The 20,678-nt window shown below is 56.1% G+C and carries 16 protein-coding genes and 1 pseudogene; 13 read left to right on the top strand and 4 right to left on the bottom strand.

The window, feature by feature from the left end:
• Nucleotides 1–64: 64 nt before the first annotated feature.
• Nucleotides 65–2,389, bottom strand: a complete 2,325-nt coding sequence (locus IVA91_RS23775; protein ID WP_247459244.1) for a Wzz/FepE/Etk N-terminal domain-containing protein — start codon at nucleotides 2,387–2,389, stop codon at nucleotides 65–67.
• A gap of 394 nt (nucleotides 2,390–2,783) precedes the next feature.
• On the opposite strand from IVA91_RS23775, the gene rfbC (IVA91_RS23770) reads away from it, so the two are divergent.
• From rfbC (IVA91_RS23770) to IVA91_RS23735, 8 genes and pseudogenes are all read left to right on the top strand, one after another.
• A complete protein-coding gene (rfbC, locus tag IVA91_RS23770) occupies nucleotides 2,784–3,341 on the top strand; it encodes a dTDP-4-dehydrorhamnose 3,5-epimerase (RefSeq protein ID WP_247459242.1) in 558 nt (185 codons plus the stop codon).
• Between the two features lie 14 nt (nucleotides 3,342–3,355).
• Complete coding sequence (rfbB, locus tag IVA91_RS23765; protein WP_247459240.1) at nucleotides 3,356–4,414, top strand: dTDP-glucose 4,6-dehydratase; 1,059 nt, start codon at nucleotides 3,356–3,358, stop codon at nucleotides 4,412–4,414.
• 22 nt (nucleotides 4,415–4,436) lie between these two features.
• The gene (gene rfbD / locus IVA91_RS23760; protein ID WP_346015521.1) at nucleotides 4,437–5,408 is read left to right on the top strand and encodes a dTDP-4-dehydrorhamnose reductase; all 972 of its coding nucleotides are present in this window, start codon (nucleotides 4,437–4,439) and stop codon (nucleotides 5,406–5,408) included.
• Nucleotides 5,317–6,192: a glucose-1-phosphate thymidylyltransferase RfbA gene (rfbA, locus tag IVA91_RS23755; RefSeq protein WP_346015519.1), complete on the top strand. Its 876-nt coding sequence runs from the start codon at nucleotides 5,317–5,319 to the stop codon at nucleotides 6,190–6,192. Before rfbD ends, rfbA begins: the two co-directional genes overlap by 92 nt.
• Before the next feature lie 247 nt (nucleotides 6,193–6,439).
• Nucleotides 6,440–7,605, top strand: a pseudogene (locus IVA91_RS23750) (DegT/DnrJ/EryC1/StrS family aminotransferase).
• 19 nt (nucleotides 7,606–7,624) lie between these two features.
• Nucleotides 7,625–8,623 (top strand): NAD-dependent epimerase/dehydratase family protein, encoded by a 999-nt coding sequence (locus IVA91_RS23745; protein WP_247459236.1) that lies wholly within the window; start codon nucleotides 7,625–7,627, stop codon nucleotides 8,621–8,623.
• A gap of 181 nt (nucleotides 8,624–8,804) precedes the next feature.
• Nucleotides 8,805–9,857 carry an SDR family oxidoreductase gene (locus IVA91_RS23740; protein ID WP_247459234.1) on the top strand — a complete coding sequence of 351 codons (1,053 nt, stop codon included), beginning with the start codon at nucleotides 8,805–8,807 and terminating at the stop codon, nucleotides 9,855–9,857.
• A 451-nt stretch (nucleotides 9,858–10,308) separates the two neighbouring features.
• Nucleotides 10,309–11,424 (top strand): acyltransferase, encoded by a 1,116-nt coding sequence (locus IVA91_RS23735; protein WP_346015520.1) that lies wholly within the window; start codon nucleotides 10,309–10,311, stop codon nucleotides 11,422–11,424.
• A 100-nt stretch (nucleotides 11,425–11,524) separates the two neighbouring features.
• On the opposite strand, the gene IVA91_RS23730 is transcribed toward IVA91_RS23735, so the two are convergent.
• Both IVA91_RS23730 and rfbC (IVA91_RS23725) read right to left on the bottom strand, forming a co-directional pair.
• Nucleotides 11,525–12,868 carry a Gfo/Idh/MocA family oxidoreductase gene (locus IVA91_RS23730; protein WP_247459229.1) on the bottom strand — a complete coding sequence of 448 codons (1,344 nt, stop codon included), beginning with the start codon at nucleotides 12,866–12,868 and terminating at the stop codon, nucleotides 11,525–11,527.
• Nucleotides 12,869–12,927: 59 nt separating this feature from the next.
• Nucleotides 12,928–13,506 carry a dTDP-4-dehydrorhamnose 3,5-epimerase gene (rfbC, locus tag IVA91_RS23725; protein ID WP_247459227.1) on the bottom strand — a complete coding sequence of 193 codons (579 nt, stop codon included), beginning with the start codon at nucleotides 13,504–13,506 and terminating at the stop codon, nucleotides 12,928–12,930.
• Nucleotides 13,507–13,744: 238 nt separating this feature from the next.
• Here rfbC (IVA91_RS23725) and IVA91_RS23720 point away from each other — a divergent pair, with 238 nt between their 5' ends.
• The 4 genes from IVA91_RS23720 to IVA91_RS23705 all read left to right on the top strand — a co-directional run bounded on the left by IVA91_RS23720 (nucleotide 13,745) and on the right by IVA91_RS23705 (nucleotide 17,930).
• Nucleotides 13,745–14,542, top strand: coding sequence for a sugar phosphate nucleotidyltransferase (locus IVA91_RS23720; protein WP_247459225.1), 798 nt, complete (start codon nucleotides 13,745–13,747; stop codon nucleotides 14,540–14,542).
• Entirely contained in the window at nucleotides 14,539–15,192 is a 654-nt protein-coding gene (locus IVA91_RS23715; protein ID WP_247459223.1) for a PIG-L deacetylase family protein, read from the top strand. The genes IVA91_RS23720 and IVA91_RS23715 overlap by 4 nt, the downstream gene beginning before the upstream one ends.
• Nucleotides 15,193–15,234: 42 nt before the next feature.
• Nucleotides 15,235–16,692: a lipopolysaccharide biosynthesis protein gene (locus IVA91_RS23710; protein ID WP_247459222.1), complete on the top strand. Its 1,458-nt coding sequence runs from the start codon at nucleotides 15,235–15,237 to the stop codon at nucleotides 16,690–16,692.
• Nucleotides 16,693–16,772: 80 nt separating this feature from the next.
• On the top strand, nucleotides 16,773–17,930 hold the full coding sequence (locus IVA91_RS23705; RefSeq protein ID WP_247459220.1) for a hypothetical protein: 1,158 nt from the start codon (nucleotides 16,773–16,775) through the stop codon (nucleotides 17,928–17,930).
• Nucleotides 17,931–19,615: 1,685 nt separating this feature from the next.
• Here IVA91_RS23705 and IVA91_RS23700 read toward each other — a convergent pair.
• Nucleotides 19,616–19,933: a hypothetical protein gene (locus IVA91_RS23700; protein WP_247459218.1), complete on the bottom strand. Its 318-nt coding sequence runs from the start codon at nucleotides 19,931–19,933 to the stop codon at nucleotides 19,616–19,618.
• A 30-nt stretch (nucleotides 19,934–19,963) separates the two neighbouring features.
• Between IVA91_RS23700 and IVA91_RS23695 the strand changes: the two genes are divergently transcribed.
• A complete protein-coding gene (locus tag IVA91_RS23695) occupies nucleotides 19,964–20,287 on the top strand; it encodes a hypothetical protein (protein ID WP_247459217.1) in 324 nt (107 codons plus the stop codon).
• Nucleotides 20,288–20,678 lie beyond the last annotated feature (391 nt).

The raw sequence follows: 20,678 nt of genomic DNA, 5'->3' as shown, positions 1-20,678 counted from the left end.
GGGCATGTTGGGGAAGGCGCCCGACTCCATCGTTTTGGCTCGACGCAAGTCAGAGGGGGTTATCCTAAGAGACCGACAAGCCATATCTGACGTAGTTGCTGTCATCGTAGTAATCACTCCGGTGAGCGTCGTACCGTGCCATTGCCCTTATATCGGTCTTGTTAAGGACGACGCCGATCAAGGAATCGGAGATGGTCGGCGCAGTATGCAGGGCATGCTGAACCACATCGATTTTCGTCCGTCCCCATTCGACGACGAGAACGTAGCAGTCGACCAACGGCGCAGTGACACGCACGTCTACCAGGGGCGAGAGTGGCGGGAAATCAACTATGACGTAGTCATAGGTCTGCCGCAAACGGTCGAATAGCTTGCTTATGTTTTCGGCGGAAAGGATCTCGCTCGTATGAAGGATGGGGCCGCGCCGGACGGCTGGCAAGAATGCGAGATTGGTTTTGGGGTCGTGCCACAGCGCTTCTTCGAGCGAACGCTGACCGTTCGCCACCTCGAGTAAACCGAATGCAGCTTTCGGAGCCATAGCCGCAGAGAGTGAAGGGTTTCTAAGGTCGCAATCGACGACAATAGCTCGCTTGCCGCTATGTCCGATGAGGTGAGCTAGAGAGGCTGCAATCGTCGTCTTGCCTTCATTTGGCAGAGCCGACGTGATTCCGATCACTTGGTTCGACGCCTTTGCAGGGGTGTGGTCTATGGCAAGCTTGATCGAACGGATAGCTTCCGTGAAGCGGGAGAGGGGCATTCCGATGACGGCCCGGTGGAGCGTCGGTACATTTGACATCGTGCGTGATCGCAGATCCTCATCCGATTGCTGCGATCGGACCGTTGACTTCTGCGCCTTCGGAGGCGACAGCAAGGGCACCAGCGACAAGCACGGTAGCTCCAGTGCGGTCTCCACCTGTGAGGACGTGCGGAAAACTCTGTCCAAAACGTCTCTCAAAAGAGCCAAGCCGATTCCGAGTGCGAGTCCGGCGGCTAGGCCGAAGCCGAGCACCAAGTTTGCCTTCGGCTTGCTCTTGCGCTCTGGCGGTGAGGCGGGAAAGACCACCCGTGCCTCCGAAATCGGATATGTCTCCTGCTGAGTCGCCCCCATGGAGTGCTGGAGAAACGCCTCATGCATGGCGCGCAGACTTTTCGCTCGGCTCTCCAACTCCCGTATGGTCAGTTCTGCTGAGTTCGTCAGGCGCGATTGCGAGACGGCTCGCGCAAGTTGCTTCTCGAGTTCCTGCTGCCGCTGCTGAGCGGCCTCCAATTCGTTTTTGCTGGTTTCGGCGAGCCTCTTAACTTCTTCGAGGATGGACGTGCGAATGTCGCGTATCCGAGTCCGCAGGTTGACAACCGCCAAATGATCGCGGCCGAACCGGGCTGACCAATCGGCTTCGCGACGTGACAACTCGAGATACTGCTGGCGAAGCGTATTGATAATCGGGCTCTGGAGGACATCGGCGCTCGCCGCGTCAGGGGCGCTGATGGTGGTTGAGCCAGCTGCATTGGCGCGCAGGACCGCCTCGTAGCGGTTGAACTTGACCTGTGCATCGGAGGTCTGGGTTCGGGCGGCTACCAATCGGGCGTTGAGATCGTTGACGGGCTGTTCGTCAATCGATTTTCCGCCGGTCGAGACGATGTTGTTCTGGGATTTATATGCGCTCACGGCGCGTTCGGCCGTCAGTGCTTGCTCATTGAGGTTGTGGAGACGTTCCTGCAACCAACTGGCTGCCGTTCGCGTAGCCTCGAATTTCGCATTCATCTGGTCGTTAATGTACGCATTAGCCACTGCGTTGGCGATCGCCGCCGCGCGTTCCGGGTTGCTCGAACTGTAGCTGACCTCGATGACCTTGCTAAATCCGATCCTGTAGGCCGAGAGCCTATCCAACAAGGCGTCTATCGCGCCTTCGTTAGGCGCATCAGCCTTCGAAGCGTGCTCCGGCTGCTTTCCGCGGTTTCGAATGCGATGCAGTAGCGAGCTGAAGGACCACCGTGAACTGGTAAGGTCCGGATCGTTGGCGAGCTCCAGCTGCGTTATGACTGCCGCTGCAATTCCCCGCGACCTTATCATTTGCAGTTGCGTTTCGATTTGAGCCGCGTCGACGACGGGCTCTGGAAGGAGTGACTGCTGCTGAACGAACTGGGCTCGAGGATTGGACAGTAGGATTTGTACTTGAGCTGTGTAGGTTGGGGGAGCGAACCGCAGGTAGAACATCGCGGCAGCGAATACGAGAGCCGCGGTGACGATGATCATAAGATATCGACGTCTTAGAAAGACAACCGCGAACTTGATGAGATCGCCGATTTCCCCGCCGTTGATTTGGTTCGACTGGGCCTGCTCGCCCAGAGGCAGTCGCGTTCTGTCGGTCGGTAAAAGATTGCTCTGGAGCATCGGGTACCTGTCTGAGTCGGGAGCATGTCGGATTGGCCGCCCGCATACGAGCGTTCCACATGATTTATTAATTGAATATATCGCAAAAAAATATGATTGCAAAATTAAATATTATTCTGTTATTAATTGGACGATTGTTGCGGGAAAACGTTTCTTTATCCGCCGGCGCGGAGAGTGGCCGGCGAATGGAATTAAAATGAGATCTGATTTTGCAGTTAAAGTGTGGCCCGGCTGGGCTCACGAAGAAGGTAGAAAGCTTATCGGCCGCCTCCCCGATTATTCAACGACGTCGAATGCTTGAATGGGCCGCGTTTTTGTTGACATAGCGAGACGCTGCGAACCCGGCTCGTGGCCTTCTGGCAGGGTTGAGCACCATGTACCTGAGGACGCTTCTATGCTCGAAGTGCGGTCTTTAGAGATTCCAGATGTCAAGATGATTCGCACGGATCGACTATCCGATGCCCGGGGCTACTTCTGTGAGACGTTTCAGCGAAGGGCGTTCGCAGAGAAGGGGATTCTCGTAGATTTCGTTCAGGACAATCAATCCAGCTCAGATAAGGTTGGCACAGTCCGGGGCTTGCACTTCCAGCGGCCGCCGTTCGCCCAGTCCAAGCTCATACGAGTGCTAAGCGGCGCTATCCTCGATGTCGTGGTCGATCTTCGGCTTTCGTCGGCGACCTACGGAAAGCATATTGCGGTCAAGCTGGATAGCCAAACGGGTGAGCAACTGCTTGTCCCGAAAGGTTTCGCGCACGGTTTCTGCACGCTGCAACCTGAGACCGTCGTGTTCTACAAGGTCGACCAGGTCTACGCTCCGAGCCATGACGGAGGGCTCTATTGGGCCGATCCGGCACTGGCGATCGAGTGGCCGGTGACAACAGTCGAGGCCCAAGTGTCGCCAAAAGACAGGTCCCTGCCCAGGCTGGACCAGCTTACGGCCATTTTCGAGTGACGGAGAGCGGTCAGATGCGCGTTGTGGTGACCGGGGGAGCGGGATTTATCGGCTCTGCAGTGTGCCGTAGCTTGGTGCTGCAGAAGGGCGCCGCAGTGATCAATGTCGACAAGCTGACGTATGCGGCCAACTCAGCCTCGTTGGCGTCTATCGAGGGGCTAAAGTCATACTTATTCGAGCAGCAGGATATCTGCGACCGCGAGGCCATGGATTTCGTGTTCAGTAGCTACCAGCCTGACGCGATCATTCACCTCGCAGCCGAGAGTCACGTCGACCGTTCGATCACCGGCTCGGCCGCTTTCATCGCCACGAATATCGTGGGCACCTACACGTTGTTGGAAGCAGCCAGAAAATACTATGAGGGCCTCTCGGTGCCACGACGAAAGCGGTTTCGCTTCGTTCACGTCTCGACAGACGAGGTCTACGGCTCACTCGGACTTGCCGACTACTTCCGGGAGGAAACGCCTTACCAGCCGAGCTCGCCCTATTCAGCGAGCAAGGCAGCCTCGGATCATCTCGCGCTTGCTTGGTTCAAGACCTATGACCTGCCGGTCATTGTGTCGAATTGCTCGAACAACTACGGCCCGTTTCAGTTTCCAGAAAAGCTCATCCCTTTGATGATTCTTAATGCGATCGAGCGCAAGCCGCTGCCGGTATACGGCGACGGCCGAAACGTACGCGACTGGCTGCATGTTGAAGATCATGCGGCAGGTTTGATCACGCTTCTGTCGGACGGCAAGCCTGGCGAGAAGTACAATTTCGGCGGCGATAGCGAACGCTCCAACCTCGACGTGGTCACCCAGATCTGCGACGTTGTCGACAGACTGTATCCCGGTCCGGCATCTAGACGATCGATGATCACCTTCGTGCCGGATCGTCCGGGACACGATGTCCGCTACGCGATTGACGCATCGAAAGCTCGCCGTGAGCTCGGCTGGCGGCCCACAAGGACGTTCGAGCAGGGGCTGACCGAAACAGTCGCATGGTATCTGAAGAGCCGCGCGTGGTGGGAGCGTGCCCGCAGCGGCGTTTATGACGGCTCGCGTCTAGGGCTCTTGGCTACACAACACTGAGGCTGCAAATGACGGAAGGCCCATTCTGATTGCTGGTCGCAACGGTCAGTTGGCAAGGTGTCTTCATGACCTCGCGGCGCTGCACAGCATGCCGGTGGTCTCTCTTGGACGCGGCGAATTCAATCTGGAGGCTCATGGGGAACTCCGTCGAGCGATCGATCCATTCGCACCGTCCATGATCATCAACGCTGCCGCTTACACGGCGGTGGACCTAGCAGAATCGGAAGTAGCAAGAGCGTTCAGTATTAATCGCGACGCAGCCGCCGCGTTGGCCGATGTCGCATGGCAAATGAATATACCGTTCATCCACATCTCAACCGACTATGTCTTTGACGGCACAAAGCTCGATGCCTACGACGAAAGCGATGTTCCAGCGCCGTTGAATGTGTACGGCGCATCGAAGCTCGCTGGCGAAGCGGCCGTTCTAGGGGCTCACCCGCTCGCAACGGTAGTTCGCACTTCATGGCTATATAGTCCCTATGGCAACAACTTTGTTCGGACGATGCTGCGGCTCTGTGAATCGCAACCGGTCGTCAGAGTCGTTCAGGACCAACGCGGAAATCCAACTTCCGCGCTCGACCTTGCGTCGGCGATCCTTCAGCTCTCGGGGCGGCTGCTAACCCACGATCGTAGAGCCATGGCCGGCATCTTTCATCTTGCCGGACAAGGTGAGACGACTTGGCATGGGTTTGCCCAAGCAATTTTCGCCTTGCTCGCTCATCGCGGAATCCGAGTGCCGCAGCTTGAGGCGATTACGAGCGAGCAGTACCGGACCGCCGCGCGAAGGCCACGGAATTCGCGCCTCGATTCATCCAAGGCCGAGCGCGTCTTAGGCATTCGATTGCCGTTATGGCCTTGTTCTCTCGAAATCTGTCTCGACCAACTCGCGGAAGGTGGAATCGATGCTGAAAGGAATTGTGCTGGCTGGGGGCAGCGGAACTCGACTGTATCCAATCACGAGAGCGGTCAGCAAGCAGTTACTGCCCATCTATGACAAGCCGATGATCTACTATCCATTGTCGACGCTGATGCTGGCAGGCGTGCGCGAGATTCTTATCATAACCACGCCATCAGACCGGTGTCAGTTCGAGCACTTGCTGGGGGACGGCAGTCAATGGGGAATTAGGCTAAGTTACGCGGAGCAGCCGCGACCCGCCGGTCTCGCGGATGCGTTCATTATTGGCGCCGACTTCATCGGCGGCGATCGCGTTGCGATGGTGCTTGGAGATAATATCTTCTTCGGCGACGGCTTGAGCGAATTGCTCACAAGGGCTGCCGAGCGTGAGGAAGGTGCAACCGTCTTCGCCTATCACGTGCGGGATCCGGGGAGGTATGGCGTCGTCACATTTGACGAGGTCGACCATCCGCTACGAATTGAGGAGAAGCCGAAGCAGCCGAGTTCGAACTGGGCGATCACTGGTCTCTACTTCTTCGACAACAACGTCGTGCGCTACGCACGACGCGTCAAACCGTCGTCGCGCGGCGAACTCGAGATCACTGATCTGCAGATGCGCTATCTTTCGGCCAAGAAGCTCCATGTAGAGCGGATGGGGCGAGGTTTCGCCTGGCTCGATACAGGCACGGTGGAATCGCTGATCGATGCCGCAATGTTCGTGCAGACGCTCGAAAAGCGACAGGGGATGAAGGTTGCCTGTCTGGAGGAAATTGCCCTGAGGCAGGGCTTTATCGATCGCGATCAAGTCGCCGCGCTCGCCGGGCCCTTGGAGAAAAGCGGCTACGGCAAGTATCTGAATGAAGTCGCGCATTTTATTCGATAAAGCCGAGTCGACCGTTCGGAGCCTCAGATTGGGGGCGCAAACTTTGCCCTATCCAAATGGTCCCTACGGACCAATCTCCCATGGCTGGCTTTCGGGCTATTTAATCCGATTTCGCGGTAGCAGTGCCGCTCGAAAATATGCGGTCGGTGTTTCGTCGACTGCGATTCTATTTTTGTCATTTGTGATTTGATTTAAATAGAATAATGCTATTAAATATGTTTGGGTTGTTCGACGGCGAGTAACCGATTTGATACCCTTCTTGGATTTGAAAGCACAAGCTCGGACAGTCGGATCGCAAATCGACGCTGCGATCGCGCGTGCCATTCGAGACGAACGGTCCACATGGAGACGTGAAGCGGGCGCTTTCGGGAAGCGCTTCGCGGATTACTGCAACGTTGCTTGCTGCAGCGCCGTTAACAGTGGTGCATCGGCGCTCCGTCTTGCATTGCTGGCTGCTGGAGTGCGGCCGGGCAATGAGGTGATCACGGTCTCGAGAATTTCGTCACGGCGACGGCCGCCATTATCAGCTGCGGTGCAACACCTGCCTTTCTGGACGTTGATCCAATCACCTGGACGATGAACCCTGCTCTGATCGAGGCTGCGATTACGAACAAAACGAGGGCGATCCTGCCGGCCCGTCTGCATGGGCTTATGGCGGACATGGATCCAATTATGTCGATTGCCCGCCGCCATGGTCTCTTTGTAATCGAGGACGCTGCGCAGGCGCATGGTGCTGTGTACAAGAGAAGGCGTGCCGGCTCGATCGGAGATTTCGGCTGCTTCAGCTTCTATCCCGACAAGAATCTCGGAGCTCATGGCGAGGCCGGAGCAGTTGTTAGCGATCAGCCGGAACTTGCGCGACGCGTGTCCGCGCTCCTCGATCGAACGCCGGAGGACGATCGAAATCATATTGTCGCAAGATACGATGGCCGAATAGACGAAGTTCAGGCGGCAATACTGAACGTAAAGATGGACGACATCGAAGCCTGTACCGAGGCACGTCGATTGATCGCCGCGAAGTATGATCAGGAGCTGTCCAATCTGGCACTCGCGCGTCCGCGGCCGCCCAGCCACAGCCGGCATGTCTATCATATCTACGCCCTTAGGCTTCGGCATCGCGATCAGAATCTTGCCATGCTGGACCGCGCGGGGATCGGCGTTGGCATTCATTACCCTGTTCCGGTCCATCTACAACAGAGCTACGTAGAACTCGGATATCGCATCGGCGATCTGCCTGTAAGTGAGAGGCTTGCGCGTGAGTTTCTATCGCTTCCCATTTATCCCGAGCTGTTGCCGGAGCGACCCGGCATTGTTGCCGCCGAAGTGAGAAAGGCCGCGACAGGAGAGACGCAAATATTCCGAAGCAATTGGGCATTTCAGGACAAAATGCCTCGATATGGCCGATTGGCCTAGAACAAGGAGAGCGGTCAGGATGGATCTCAAGGGCAAACGCGTTCTCGTTACCGGAGGTGCCGGATTCATCGGTTCGCATATCGTAGATTTGTTGTGCGACGAAGGCTGCGTCGAGATCGTCGCGCTAGACAATATGACGACCGGCCGACCGGAGAATCTTAGGAAGTCGCTTAATCGAGGACCCGTGCGATTGGTCCGCGGCGATTTACGCGACACCAAGTTGGTGGAAGCTCTTGTGAAGGGAGCCAACATCATCTTTCACCACGCTGCACCATGCAGCGCTCATTGCATGGCCGAACCGCGTCTTGCCATGGAGGTCATGGTGAACGGTACCTTCGACCTGCTTGAACTTTGCGTCAGGTATGACGTCGAGAAGTTCATCGCCGCGTCCTCCGCTTCGGTGTACGGCGCGGCGGAGGAATTTCCGACGACGGAGCATCAGAACCCGTATGGAAACCGTACCGTCTGTGGAACGGCCAAGGTCTGCAATGAAGGCCTGCTCCGCGCTTATAACGATATGCATGGTCTCGACTATATCGCTTTGAGATATTTTGACGTGTATGGCAGCCGAATGGACGTGCACGGTCGATACGCCGAGATGTTGATCCGCTGGATGGAGGAAGTGGAGGCTGGAACGCCGCCGGTGATAGTTGGGCACGACCAGCAGACGTTGGATTTAGTGCATGTCCGTGACGCAGCACGCGCAACCATCCTTGCGGCGAGAGCAAAGGTCAGCGACGAGGTGTTCAACGTGGGGAGCGGCATCGAAACAAGCCTGGTGCAGCTCGCTTCGGCCTTGGCTTCCGTTATGGGCCATGACGGCGTGCTCCCGCAAATCGCGCCCGAGCACTCGATCAATCCTGTACTGCGCCGCGTGGCGTCGACAGGCAAAATGGAACGTCTGCTAGGGTTCCAAGCCACGGTGCCGCTCGAACTCGGACTAACTGAGTTTGTGAAGTGGTGGCGCTCCGAACGAGGACTTGCGACCGCGCGGCAACGGCAGGCTCTGGCTTCATGAGTCCTCTTGCTGTGCCACAACATCCCGTGAAGAAGCCGTGCGTGCAGCCATCCTGGCACTGCACTTTGCGTGCTCGACGCGGTCTTCCCGATAGGAGGGCCGGCGCTTGACAGGGCGCAAGCCGAAACACCGAAGCCGGGCAGAATTTCATTCATAAAATTGAGTGCGATGGAGAATGGCAATGCGAGTTCTTGTAACAGGTCATCTTGGCTACATCGGCACGGTCTTGACGCCAATGCTGGTCGGCGCCGGTCACGAGGTGGCTGGAATGGACAGCGATATCTACTCCCGGTGTACATACGCTGCTGGCGGTAGCATTCTCGAGGTCCCGACGATTTGGAAGGACGTCAGAGATGCGGAGGTTGCGGATCTCGTTGGCTTCGACGCTGTGCTGCATCTAGCCGCGCTCTCCAACGATCCGCTCGGCAATCTGAGGCCTGAACTGACTGACCAGATCAATCATCGCGCAAGCGTTCGCATGGCCGAGATTGCGAAACATGCCGGCGTACGTCGTTTCGTGTTCGCCTCATCCTGCAGCAACTATGGAAAAGCCGGCGAGGAAATGATCGATGAGACCGCCGCGCTCAATCCGGTAACGGCCTACGGAGAATCCAAGGTAGCCTCCGAACGTGATATTTCGGCGTTGGCCGGTGACGGGTTTTGCCCGGTGTATCTGAGGCCGGCGACAGCGTACGGAGTTTCGCCGCGACTGCGCTTCGATATTGTCCTGAATAACCTTGTTGCATGGGCGTTTACGACAGGAAGAATTCACCTGAAATCGGATGGCTCGCCCTGGCGGCCGATCGTCCACATCGAGGATATTTCTCGAGCTTTCATAGCCGCATTGGAGGCGCCTGCCGAATCCGTTTTCAATGAGGCATTCAATGTCGGTCAGACCGCTCACAATTATCGAATTCGGGATCTAGCCGAGATCGTCGCGAGTGTGGTGCCGAATTCCACGGTGGAGTTTGCGGAGGATGCGAGTCCAGATGAGCGGTCCTACCGAGTGAGCTTCGAAAAGATCCGCCGCAAGTTGCCAGGGTTCCAGCCGCGCTGGGACGCTCGGATGGGCGCCGAACAGCTCTACAGGGTCTATCGTTCGTCAAAATTGACTTTGGAGGAGTTCGAGGGGCCGCAATATCAACGCATCGGCCATATTCGGAAACTGCTGGCGGAGAGAATTCTTAGTAGCGACTTACGCCGCACGAGACTGCAGCTCGCAGCGGTGTCTTGAATGCTCGGCTCACCGTAGACGAAAGCCGGGTGAGCGGGAAGCCAGCGCGGGTATACTGCTGTTGCGCCCCGCGGTTCCGCTAGCGCAGGCCCGCGCTGACTGCCTGGATTCGGGCGTTGCTTCGGGGCGTCATTCGCCGAAGTTGCCGACAATGTCGCGGGTAAGGCATTGCAAGGTCGCTTTCTTCTTGAAAATCACCAAATAGCGGAAGCTCTCGAGTAGCGGCCAGCCGAGCTTTCATTAGGACTATAAGCCGAGAAGGGCTCTGGCGTTGCGAGGCGCCGCGATAGTCGTCACCTTATTTTGAGCCAAAGCCGGAAAATTTAGATTTGTTAATGACCAGACGCCAAAACGCCAAAATCCCGACAAATGGAAATAACATTCTCTGAACCGATGTTAGCGACAAGTGCCATCCTTTTCGATTCCAACGAAATAGGGAAAGGGCGCCACGCTGAAAAAGTTTCGAGCGATCGAGGGACTGCGAGGCTGGCTGGCGTGGGCCGTGGTCTTGGCGCACCTCGCATACTGTTCGGGCTTCAATACGGGAGCATTGGCGGCACAGTTCAGATCGTTGGGCCCACCCGCTGTCCTCGTCTTTCTTATCGTCAGCGGCTTCGTGATCACGCACGTTGTCGTTGAAAAATCGCAAGCATATCCGGTTTATCTTGTGCAGCGCTTTGCACGACTGTTTCCGTTGTTTGCAACCACCTGCATTATTGGTTTCTTTGCCAACGACCTGCTTGCCATTTCGCTAGCCGCTCCTGGTTTTAACGATCCCGAATTCGCAAGGGTTGTGAATGATGTCGCCGCAAGCAATCATAAGTACTTCTGGTCACACTTTCTCGCGCATGCCACGATGCTGCACGGTGCCATTTCCAATGCAGCGTTGCCGTATTCGGAGTACGCATTCAACATGCCCGCCTGGAGCATTTCGCTGGAATGGCAATTCTATCTCGTTGCGCCGCTGATAATTTGCGTTATCCGAAATGACTTATTCCTCCCGCTATTGGCCATTGCCGTTGCGATTTGTGAATTGTGGTTCAGAAATTTTGTCGGCACTGCTCAGCCCGGAGCCTTGCCGCTTGCAGCTAGTTACTTCGTTGCGGGAATTGTGAGTCGACTGACCTACCCGTATGTGGAAGGTCATAATTGGCTTGTTCCGGCCGTGGCTTTGGCGATCGTCTTTTTTCCGTTGCGTGATCTGCGACCGCTCCTGATCTGGTTTATTGTATTTTTTGGTCTTCCGCCGAAGTGCCATGAACGGCCGGGACTTGGTGGCGATATATACTCCTGCGCGTTGACAAATCCCGTGGCGCAATACTTTGGTTTGCGCTCCTATTCGATCTTTCTCTGTCACTACCCGGTCATTTCAGCAATCGTTTGGCTCGTCTTCAGCTACTCCGGGACTCCTCCTGGGATGTTGCTGCTTTCATGCCTGAGCATACCCGCCACGATAGTCGTTTCAGAACTCACGTATCGATACATTGAACTGTCGGGGATCAAGATGGGACGACGCGCCGCGGCTTGGATGCAGCCGCCGATTGCGTCGGGTGTGGCTTCTCGATGAACATTCATGCGAAGATCCGGTCGCTCAGGATCAACGAGTAGGGCGGGCGAGTGGCCTCCTCGCGATGCGGACGCGGCAAACGTGGTCATCATCCAGCCCTTCACGCCGTGAGAGCGAACGAGGCATGCCGGGCGATCCGTTGCTCAAGCCAAGTGTGTCCGTTGAAGTGCTTGTATTGTTCTGCCCGCAGCTTGTCGGCCAGGCGACCCGGCGGTAGATCGACATCCGCATAGGTCAGGACTGCATCCCTTTTGACTGCGTGCCGCAACTTGCAACCCTCTACGAGACCTTCAGGAAGGTATTGCATTTGGCTCATTTCCTCGGAGTTCACGGCTTCGCCATAGGTCATGTACATCCCATAGTCATCGAGGACCTCGCCCGCCTCCAAATCGCGCTTGGCGACAGCACAGACCTCGACAACCGGACCGGCGATGGGAGGGGCGACCAAATCTTTGAAGAGGAACGCACGGGCTATCGAGTTCGGCACTTCGAAATGAACGAGGTGATATGGAGTGAAGAATGAGTACAGGGGGCCTCCACCCATTTTGTACAAACTCAAGTACTTCTGTTGCTTTGGATCGGTGTGCTCGGCTAGCACGTAAACCTTGGTGAGTGGTGTGCCCACGAGATAGTCGATGATTCCACCCAGGGCGCGGACTTCGTCTATATCGTAAAGTGTGCCGATCTTCATGACGTCGCCGCGATATTCCAGCCCGCGCGACATGCCGCGTGATCTAACCTTGAAGCCGGTAGCATTGGCCACGATCGTTTGCTCGAAGCTGATCTTGGATCCGTCGGCAAAGCTGGTGACCATGGCTGGATTCTGTCCCCATTGCTCGGCAAATCCCTTCTGGGTGGTGGGGTTGCGATACGGGTCCTGAAGTCCCTTGATGTTGCCGACAACGCGCGGGATCAAGCCAAGCCCCTTTACCCATCGAACCAGGTTCATTTGCACTCCCGGTTCGTCGCCATCGCATGCGGACAAGGCGCCGCCGTACTTCCTTGCATAGACCTGCAAGATGGGCCCGATAGTCGCGTCAATCTCCGCGTTCATGAGGACGACGGTTTTCTGGTGCTTGAAGGCTTCCAGCGCGACTTGGGCGCCGAGCTCAACCGATCCGGTCACGTCGACGATCACGTCAACCAGATCCGATTTGGCGAGCAGGAATGCGTCCTCGGTAACCGCCGGAACGCCGGCGGCAATGGCTTTGTCGAGCCGCCCTTGGCTGTCCACGTCAACGACGTCGGTCTGGCCGGAATAGCCGAACACGTCACGCCCGCGCTGGGGCTTTCGGCTGTACATGGCAACGACCCGCATTCCAGGAACACTGTTGTTTATTTGATTGGTAAGCCCCTGAGCCATGAAGCCCGCGCCGAGAAGGCCGACACGGATTGGCTTTCCTGCTGCATGACGAGCTTGCAGTGAGTGGTCGACGAGTATCATCGTAGATTCTTTCAATTGGGAAGGGTCGGTCAGGGGTTGCGAGCAACGCGCCGTCGGCGTCAACCTTCGATGTCGGCGAGCTCCATCCGCCCTTTCAGTTCGGATTCGACCTCGCTGAGTAAGCGAAATTTCTGATCCTTCTCCGAGATCACGGAAACGGGAAGCGGCCACGTCAATCCAAGCCAGGGATCGTTATACATCAGCCCGCTCTCCGCCTCGGGCGTATAGAACTCCCCCACCTGGTAACTGGTATCGGTGTTGTCGACGAGAGTCTGATAACCGTGAGCAAAACGTTCCGGCACGTAGAGCGCCCGCTGGTTGCTCTCGTTCAGTTCGACAGCGACATGTTGCAGATAGGTCGGGCTTTCGGGACGCAGGTCGACGATGATGTCGAGGATGGCGCCGCGCGTGCAACGAACGACTTTCGTCTCCGACGCCGGCGGAAACTGAAAGTGCATGCCGCGCAGGGTTCCCCGCCGGATGTTTGACGCGATATTCGCCTGCGCGATGACCGGATTGAGCCCGAGGGTCTTAAACTCTCTCTGGCAAAAGGCTCGCGCAAAAAAACCGCGCGGATCCTCGCGGCGTTCAATATCGATAATGTAGGCTCCTTTAAGTTTGGTTTCGGTTATAATCACTCCACTTCCTCCATAATTGCCCGATCGGCATTAAAATGCATCCAAATTTCAATGATGATAATCCTTAAGAGCGAAATTTCAAATTAATTTCCAAAAAATATTGATTAATTGGTGTCGCCATATTAAAATGCGGCTATTCAACTAGCGAGAATTATGTATTTAAATCGAGACTTGTAGGATCCGCTCTTGGCGATCGTAGCGACCGAAACGGTCGGCAGAAACATGGGAAGCGCTGGCCATGAAAGTTGTGCTGTTCTGTGGAGGGCTCGGGACCCGCATCCGAGAATATTCTGAAAGCATTCCGAAGCCGATGGTACCCGTCGGCCAGCACCCGATGCTGTGGCATGTTATGCAATACTATAGTCAGTATGGTCATCGCGATTTCATACTGTGCCTGGGCTACAAGGCCAATGTGATCAAGGAATATTTCCTCAACTCGGATCGCTGGGCTCACAGCGATTGCGTTGTTTCCAACTTTGGCAGGAAGGTTGAGGTCATCGGCGAGCAGCCACCGGATTGGCATGTTTCGCTGGTTGACACCGGCATTTGGCGAAACATCGGTCAGCGCTTGATGGCGGTGCGCTCCCTCGTTGAGAACGAGGATATCTTTCTCGCAAATTACAGCGATGGCCTGACCGACGCGCCATTGCCCGAAATAATCGAGCGGTTCAAGAAGAGTGGAATGGTCGGATGCTTTGTTGCCGTGCATCCTCCCTTCAATTTTCATCTTGCTGAATTCAACGGCGGAGACGCCGTCAAGCGTTTTCGCTCCAGTCAGCAGTCCGAGATCTGGATCAATGGGGGCTACTTCATTTTCCGGAAGGAGATCTTCGACTACATACGTGAGGGCGAGGAGCTTGTGCTCGAACCATTTAATCGCCTGATCGAGGCCGGAAAGCTCATGGCCTACAAATACGAGGGTTTCTGGCGAGCGATGGATACGCTGCGGGACCGGCAGGTTCTTGAGGAGATGATTGAGCGCGGCGAAATGCCCTGGAAGATTCTTACCAAAGCGCGCACGCAGGCGGCCTCATGAGGGGACTTCAACTCGCGGCGGCCGGAGAGCGCCTGTCAGTCTTATGCCTGGGCGCACATTCAGATGACATCGAGATTGGTGCAGGAGGAACACTTTTGAGCTTGATGGATCAAGGCATCCGCCTTGATGTTCACTGGTGCGTGCTCAGTGGCGGGAGTGAGCGCGAGCGCGAAGCGAAGGCCTCTGCCGCTGACTTTCTGGCTGCAGGCGCGAGTCATCGGATCGAAACTCTGGAGTTTCGCGATGGTTACTTTCCGGAGCAGGGTGTGCAAATCAAGAACTGGTTCGAGGCGTTGAAAGATCGCGTCAGGCCCGACGTAATCCTCACGCACCGACAAGAAGACGCACATCAGGACCATCGCCAGGTCGCCCAGCTCACCTGGAATACATTTCGCGATCATCTCATTCTTGAGTACGAGATTCCGAAGTGGGATGGCGATATGGAAAGGCCCAATTTCTATATGCCAGTCTCTGCGGCTGCAATTCAGCGCAAGATAGATTTACTCATTTTTCACTTCGGTACCCAGCGCTCCAAACAGTGGTTCGATGCGGAGACCTTTCGCGGCTTGGCGCGTCTCAGGGGAATGGAGTGCCGGGCGCCAGACGGGTATGCAGAGGCTTTTGTGGCGAGAAAGCTCACACTCGCCTGAATCCTTCATTGCCGCCGGGCTGGCCCGTCTGCGGAGATTGTAATGCAAAACTTGAAGGGGATGATCGTTCGTGGTGGCCTGGCAAAGCTCGGCGGCCAGGCAGCGAATTTCGTTCTTCGCCTCGGTTCCATGGCTGTCTTGGCGCGCCTGCTGGATCCGCAGGATTTTGGATTGGTCGCGATGACGGCAGTCGTCACGGGAGTCTTTCAACTTCTCATGACTGCCGGGCTGTCCTCTGCCACGGTGCAAAGCGACAGCATTACGGACGACCAGATCTCCACACTATTCTGGATCAACCTGTTGGTCGGAACGATACTCGCGGCGCTTTGCGCAGCCACTGCGCCAGCTCTCGTGATCTTTTATCATGAGCCCCGATTGCTCTGGCTGACTGTGGCAACGGGCGGGGGATTTGTCCTGACAGCGCTAGCGGTGCAGCATTCTGCGCTCCTGCAGCGTCGACTGCGATACACGAGTCTGGCCATCATTGAATTGCTTTCGCAGCTGGTGAGCGTTGCGGCCGGAATAGGCATGGCGATTGGCGGGCTGGCATATTGGTCCATTCTGGGAATGACGTTGGTTTCGACTGCCGTCTACGCGGTCTGCGTTTGGATGGCCAGCGGATGGATTCCGCGATTGCCCCGCCGAGCCGCGGGAGTGGGCACCATGCTGAGATTCAGCGGAATTGTTACGCTGAACAGTTTCGTTATCTATGTAGCCTATAATTTCGAGAAGCTGCTGCTGGGCCGATACTGGGGGGGCGACGCCCTTGGTATTTATGAGCGAGGCTACCGGCTCGTGAATCTCCCTACCGCAGAACTCAACGCGGCAGTCGGGGGAGTTGCATTTGCTGGATTGTCTCGAATCCAGAACGAGCCTGCACGATTGAGGAACTATTTTTTAAAGGGATATGTCCTAGTCCTTTCAGTCACCTTGCCTACCACCATTTTTTGCGCGGTCTTCGTCGATGATATAGTGGGCTTGCTGCTCGGTCCGAAGTGGACGGAAGTTGCGGTCATCTTCCGCTTCCTGACTCCGACTATCCTGATCTTCGGCATCATCAATCCGATGGCATGGCTGCTCTATTCGATCGGGCTACAGATGCGGAGCCTGAAGATCGCGCTCGTGATTGCTCCGCTGGTCATCGCGGCCTACATCATCGGATTGCCGTACGGGCCTCGCGGCGTGGCGTTTGCTTATTCGGCGGCAATGACGTTGTGGCTTGTCCCGCACATAATTTGGTGCCTGCATGGAACGCAGATTTCTCCACGGGATCTACTCGTGGCGGCGGGCCGTCCACTGGTCGCCGCCAGTGTGGCAGCGGCGCTCGCTCTCGCGGTCCAGCATTATCTCGAAGGATCGAACCCGCATTCCTGGAGGCTTCTGATTGGAGGCGGCATTATTGCCGCCGTTTATTCCTGGGTGCTTCTGTTTCTCATGGGACAGAAGACATTCTACTTCGGCCTTTTCAAAGAGATAAGAGGCGCGTTTTCCGCGCCGTAGTAAGACCTTTTAATCACAGTGAGCTTTCGGATCAAACGTTTAGCACTAGCAAGTTGGCTGAGTGCATCGGAGAGTAAAAGATGAGCAAGCTACGATCGGGTGAGTGGGTGGAGGTCCGCAGCAAGGAGGAGATCTTGCGCACGCTCGACAATGACGGTTGCTTAGAAGGGCTCCCCTTTATGCCGCAAATGTTCCAGTATTGCGGTCAAACGTTCAGGATTTATAAGCGGGCGCACAAGACCTGCGATACGATTACTGGTAAATGGCTTGGACGAAAGCTCGCGAACGGCGTTCATCTGGATCTTCGTTGTGATGGCAAAGCATACGGCAATTGCCAGGCCGCCTGCCTGATCTTTTGGAAGGAAGCGTGGCTCAGGCCCGTCATAGGCGGATTGACTTCGGCGAAGTCCTCGTCACGATCTTGTGCCCCATCTAGTGGCATGATCGGCTCGGCTATGTGCACCGAGGATGACGTTTGCAAAGCGACGGATGTCCGCGACGCTGATGGCGAGCCAATATACCGTTGCCAGGCGACTCGATTGCTCGACTACACCGCGCCGCTGCCTTGGTGGGACGTCAGGCAATACGTTGAGGATTATACGTCCGGGAATGCTACATTGGGCCGGATCTTCATCGGCCTTGCCTACGTCGGATATTATTTCGGTTCGCTTGCGTACCGCGGGAGGCTGGGGCGACCAGGTCGTTGGCTCTATGATCGCTTCCAAGGAATGAGGGGCGGTTTTCCGTTTCCGAGAAGGCAAGGAAATATACCGTTCGGAGCTCCCACTCCAGCGTGTGACCTGAATCTGCAGCCCGGTGAGTTAGTCCGTGTAAAATCGTTCGAGGAGATCCTGGCATCACTCGATACAGCGGGCAAAAATCGAGGATTGGGCTTCGATGCAGAACTGGTGCCTTATTGCGGACGAACTTACCGCGTTAGGGCGAGGGTGAATAGCTTCATCGATGAAAAGACGGGAAGAATGATCAGGCTAAAAACCCCGGCCGTGCAGTTAGAGGGAGTATGCTGCCAATCTCGCTACAGCCACAACCGAATGTTCTGTCCAAGAAGCATCTACTCATGGTGGCGTGAGATTTGGCTCGAAAGGATTTCGGAGGCGGCGCCGGCCGACCTGTTAGCGTCCACCGGAACTATTGATCATCGCGAGAACGAAAAACCCAGCTATGTTGCCGGTCGGAGTTGCACAAGGAACTCTCCGTCCGTTCTCAAGCTGGATTGACACGCGTGAGATCTGGTTTGAGAAGTTTGAGAGAGCGTCAACACCAAACCAGCTCCGGGACGATTGATCGTTGTGGATAACTTGAAAGATACGGCTCAAGAAAATTGAGCGTCAGATCATCCACTTATCGTTGAAAGTAGGATAATGCCGCTTCCGTCGCAACCTCCGAATGCCCCGACGAACGATCTGAGTTAGGGGCGCCGGAAGAAGTATCAAAGCCAGGGATCTTGCCACAGGCAAAAGATCTCCCAATTCGATGTGCATCAAGCCTGCGCTTAAGTCCCAACGCCATCGCCAGAGGATAGGGAGCAAGTCTCGCAAGGTCGCATTCGCTTTCCGTCTTGATCCGATAATGCCAAAGGCGTGGTGCGCGAAGTATGCTTTGGCTAGCGATGCAAGTGCGCGCCGCCTCTTTGGATCCCTCACGTCTTCATCAGCTCTTTCACTTATTAGTTGGACGATCCTCCGCAGATCATTCAGGCGAAGTTCGATATCAAATTTCGATGTTTGCGTCTCAGCGTGCTGGCAATAAACCCCGCAGCTTTCGTTGATGAGACCGACTCTGCCGGACAGCAAGATTGGCATCCAAGTCGCCAAATCGCCAGCGAAAGGCCAATCGAGAGGCCAGCCTCCTATGGCCCTGAGCGCCTCAGTTCGAAACATTATGGTGCAGACGTGTGCGGATATGCGACCTTTTAGGTATTCCTCCAGGACATCAATCCCGTCCCAGATGCCGGTCGCGAGCCTTCGACTGCCGACCGCAGGTAATGTCCGCCGGTCAGCCACCAAGTAAACGTCGCCAATTCCGATTATAACTGCGAGACTCGGGTCCGTTCTTACAAGCGAAACACAGCGATCCAGCATCCACGGAGCGATCCGGTCGTCATCTGGCACAATGACAATGTAATCTCCTCTTGCCTCCCTTACGCAGACGTTCCAATTGGGAATAGGACCCAAGTTTCGTTCCTGAGTGACTGTTCGCAGCTGGGGGGCGCTGAATTGGCGGAGCAGTCCAGCTGTTTCGTCTGTCGACGCATTGTCCGATACGATGATTTCATATCGTTGGTAAGATTGCGCGAGCACAGAAAGGACGCAGTCCTTCAGCCAATTAGCCCGGTTGAAAGTCGGGATGCCGATCGTAATCGAAGGGGCGTCTTCACATTCGGACGAATTCGGAACTAAGCCCACCATCGGAACACTGACCTATATATTTGGGACCCAGTAAAGCCGATGCTCTGCGCTGGTATTCCCGCTGGTGACCATGCCTCTAGTTAGGCGTCTGGCGTCCAACAAGGATCGTGGGCCAATAAGTTGAATGCCCGAATTAAATTCAAAATAATATATAAATGCAAATGATAATCCTCCTAGGTCCACGGAGCCGCCCCTCTGCTGCAGGCCAACGGGGCACTCGCCATGAGTTCAACGACGCGCGCCCGCCCCTTGTGTGCTGGTGAAAAGCTACCGCAGGAGAATTGACGGCTTTCTTGAGCAAGGCAGCGATTCGTAATGCGCTTAGTTCCGCGTCCGAAGTGGTAGCGGCCCTTGTCGCCGATGCCGGGTTGATTTCTCCACCTTCGGGGTACACGGCGACTTTGCGAGGGAACGGCAACGTCCGGTCTTTTTCTTGCATGGAGCTCGCGGAGATGTCAAGCGATGTCCGACTTTGACGCGCGTATTGCCTCAGGTCACAGTGTTACTGAAGTGGATAGCGATTCTTTCTTCCTGGTCATGGAGAGCTTACAGGCGCCGCGCCAAGTCGCGGCAACAGCGCCGCGGTATGGCGTTTCGCGGACATTGCTGCTGAGATGGCGACGGTCGTTTCCGGCCTGAGCCGAGGATGCCGCCCAACGTGGCTTCGTGCCGGCGATGGTGGTCGCGGAGTCGGGTTCGACGCCTTGTCCAGTCGCGCCGGACAGCAGCGGCGGGTCGATCGAGAGCGAGTTTGCTGCCGGGGCTCGGATGCGGATCACGGGTACGGTCGGCGCGGCGACGCTGAAGGCCACTGTGGCGGTGCTGGCAGATGGACGCTTACGGTGATCCCCATTGCGTCGGGCGTGCGGGTGTGGATTGCGACCGGCCACACCGATATGCGCCGTGGCATGAACTCGCTGGCCTCCTCGCTCGGTTACAAGCAAGCATCCGCTAAGCTTTATCTGAGCCGGATCGCGCGGTTCAGCCGTTTTGCTGCAGCACGCGGTTCACGGCCGATCGGCGAAGCTATCGTCGATAGCTATTTATTCACATTCACCACGGACTCACCGCGGATTGCGGCAGTATCCGCGCTCCAACACGCGCGACGGGTGGCGCCCGAACGATTCATTGCTTCAATTCGTTCGCTACCCGCCCCATCTCGTTGAGTCGAAGCGCTAGCTCCGGTGAGCTGCCTCTGGCGCATTTCTCTTTGCCGCTTGCGGACCCGGAGAGGACCTGAACTCAGCCGCTGCATAAAACCTCTATTCTAAAATGTGTTGGGGGCGGCAATTGCTTGTCTCGTCAGGAGGCAATTTTCTACGTCGGCCTGACAGAAGGACGGCCTCATCAAGCATCTGCTTGGCCAGAAGCTTGTTCTTTGCTTTCTCCTTCTCCAGCAAATTCAATTGCGTCCATGCCGCGAATTCGCCCTTCCAAGCCTCATGTGCTCCCTTCAAAACCGCGATAATCTGCTCATCCGTGAATGCTTCGTCCCTCTACAGGTCGGCGTCGAACTCCATCTGGCGGGCTTTAGGGCGACGACAATCGCTTATAAAA

It is taken from the genome of Bradyrhizobium sp. 153 (assembly GCF_023073835.1).
GTDB lineage: Bacteria > Pseudomonadota > Alphaproteobacteria > Rhizobiales > Xanthobacteraceae > Bradyrhizobium.
This window is presented reverse-complemented; position numbering and strand designations above follow the sequence as displayed.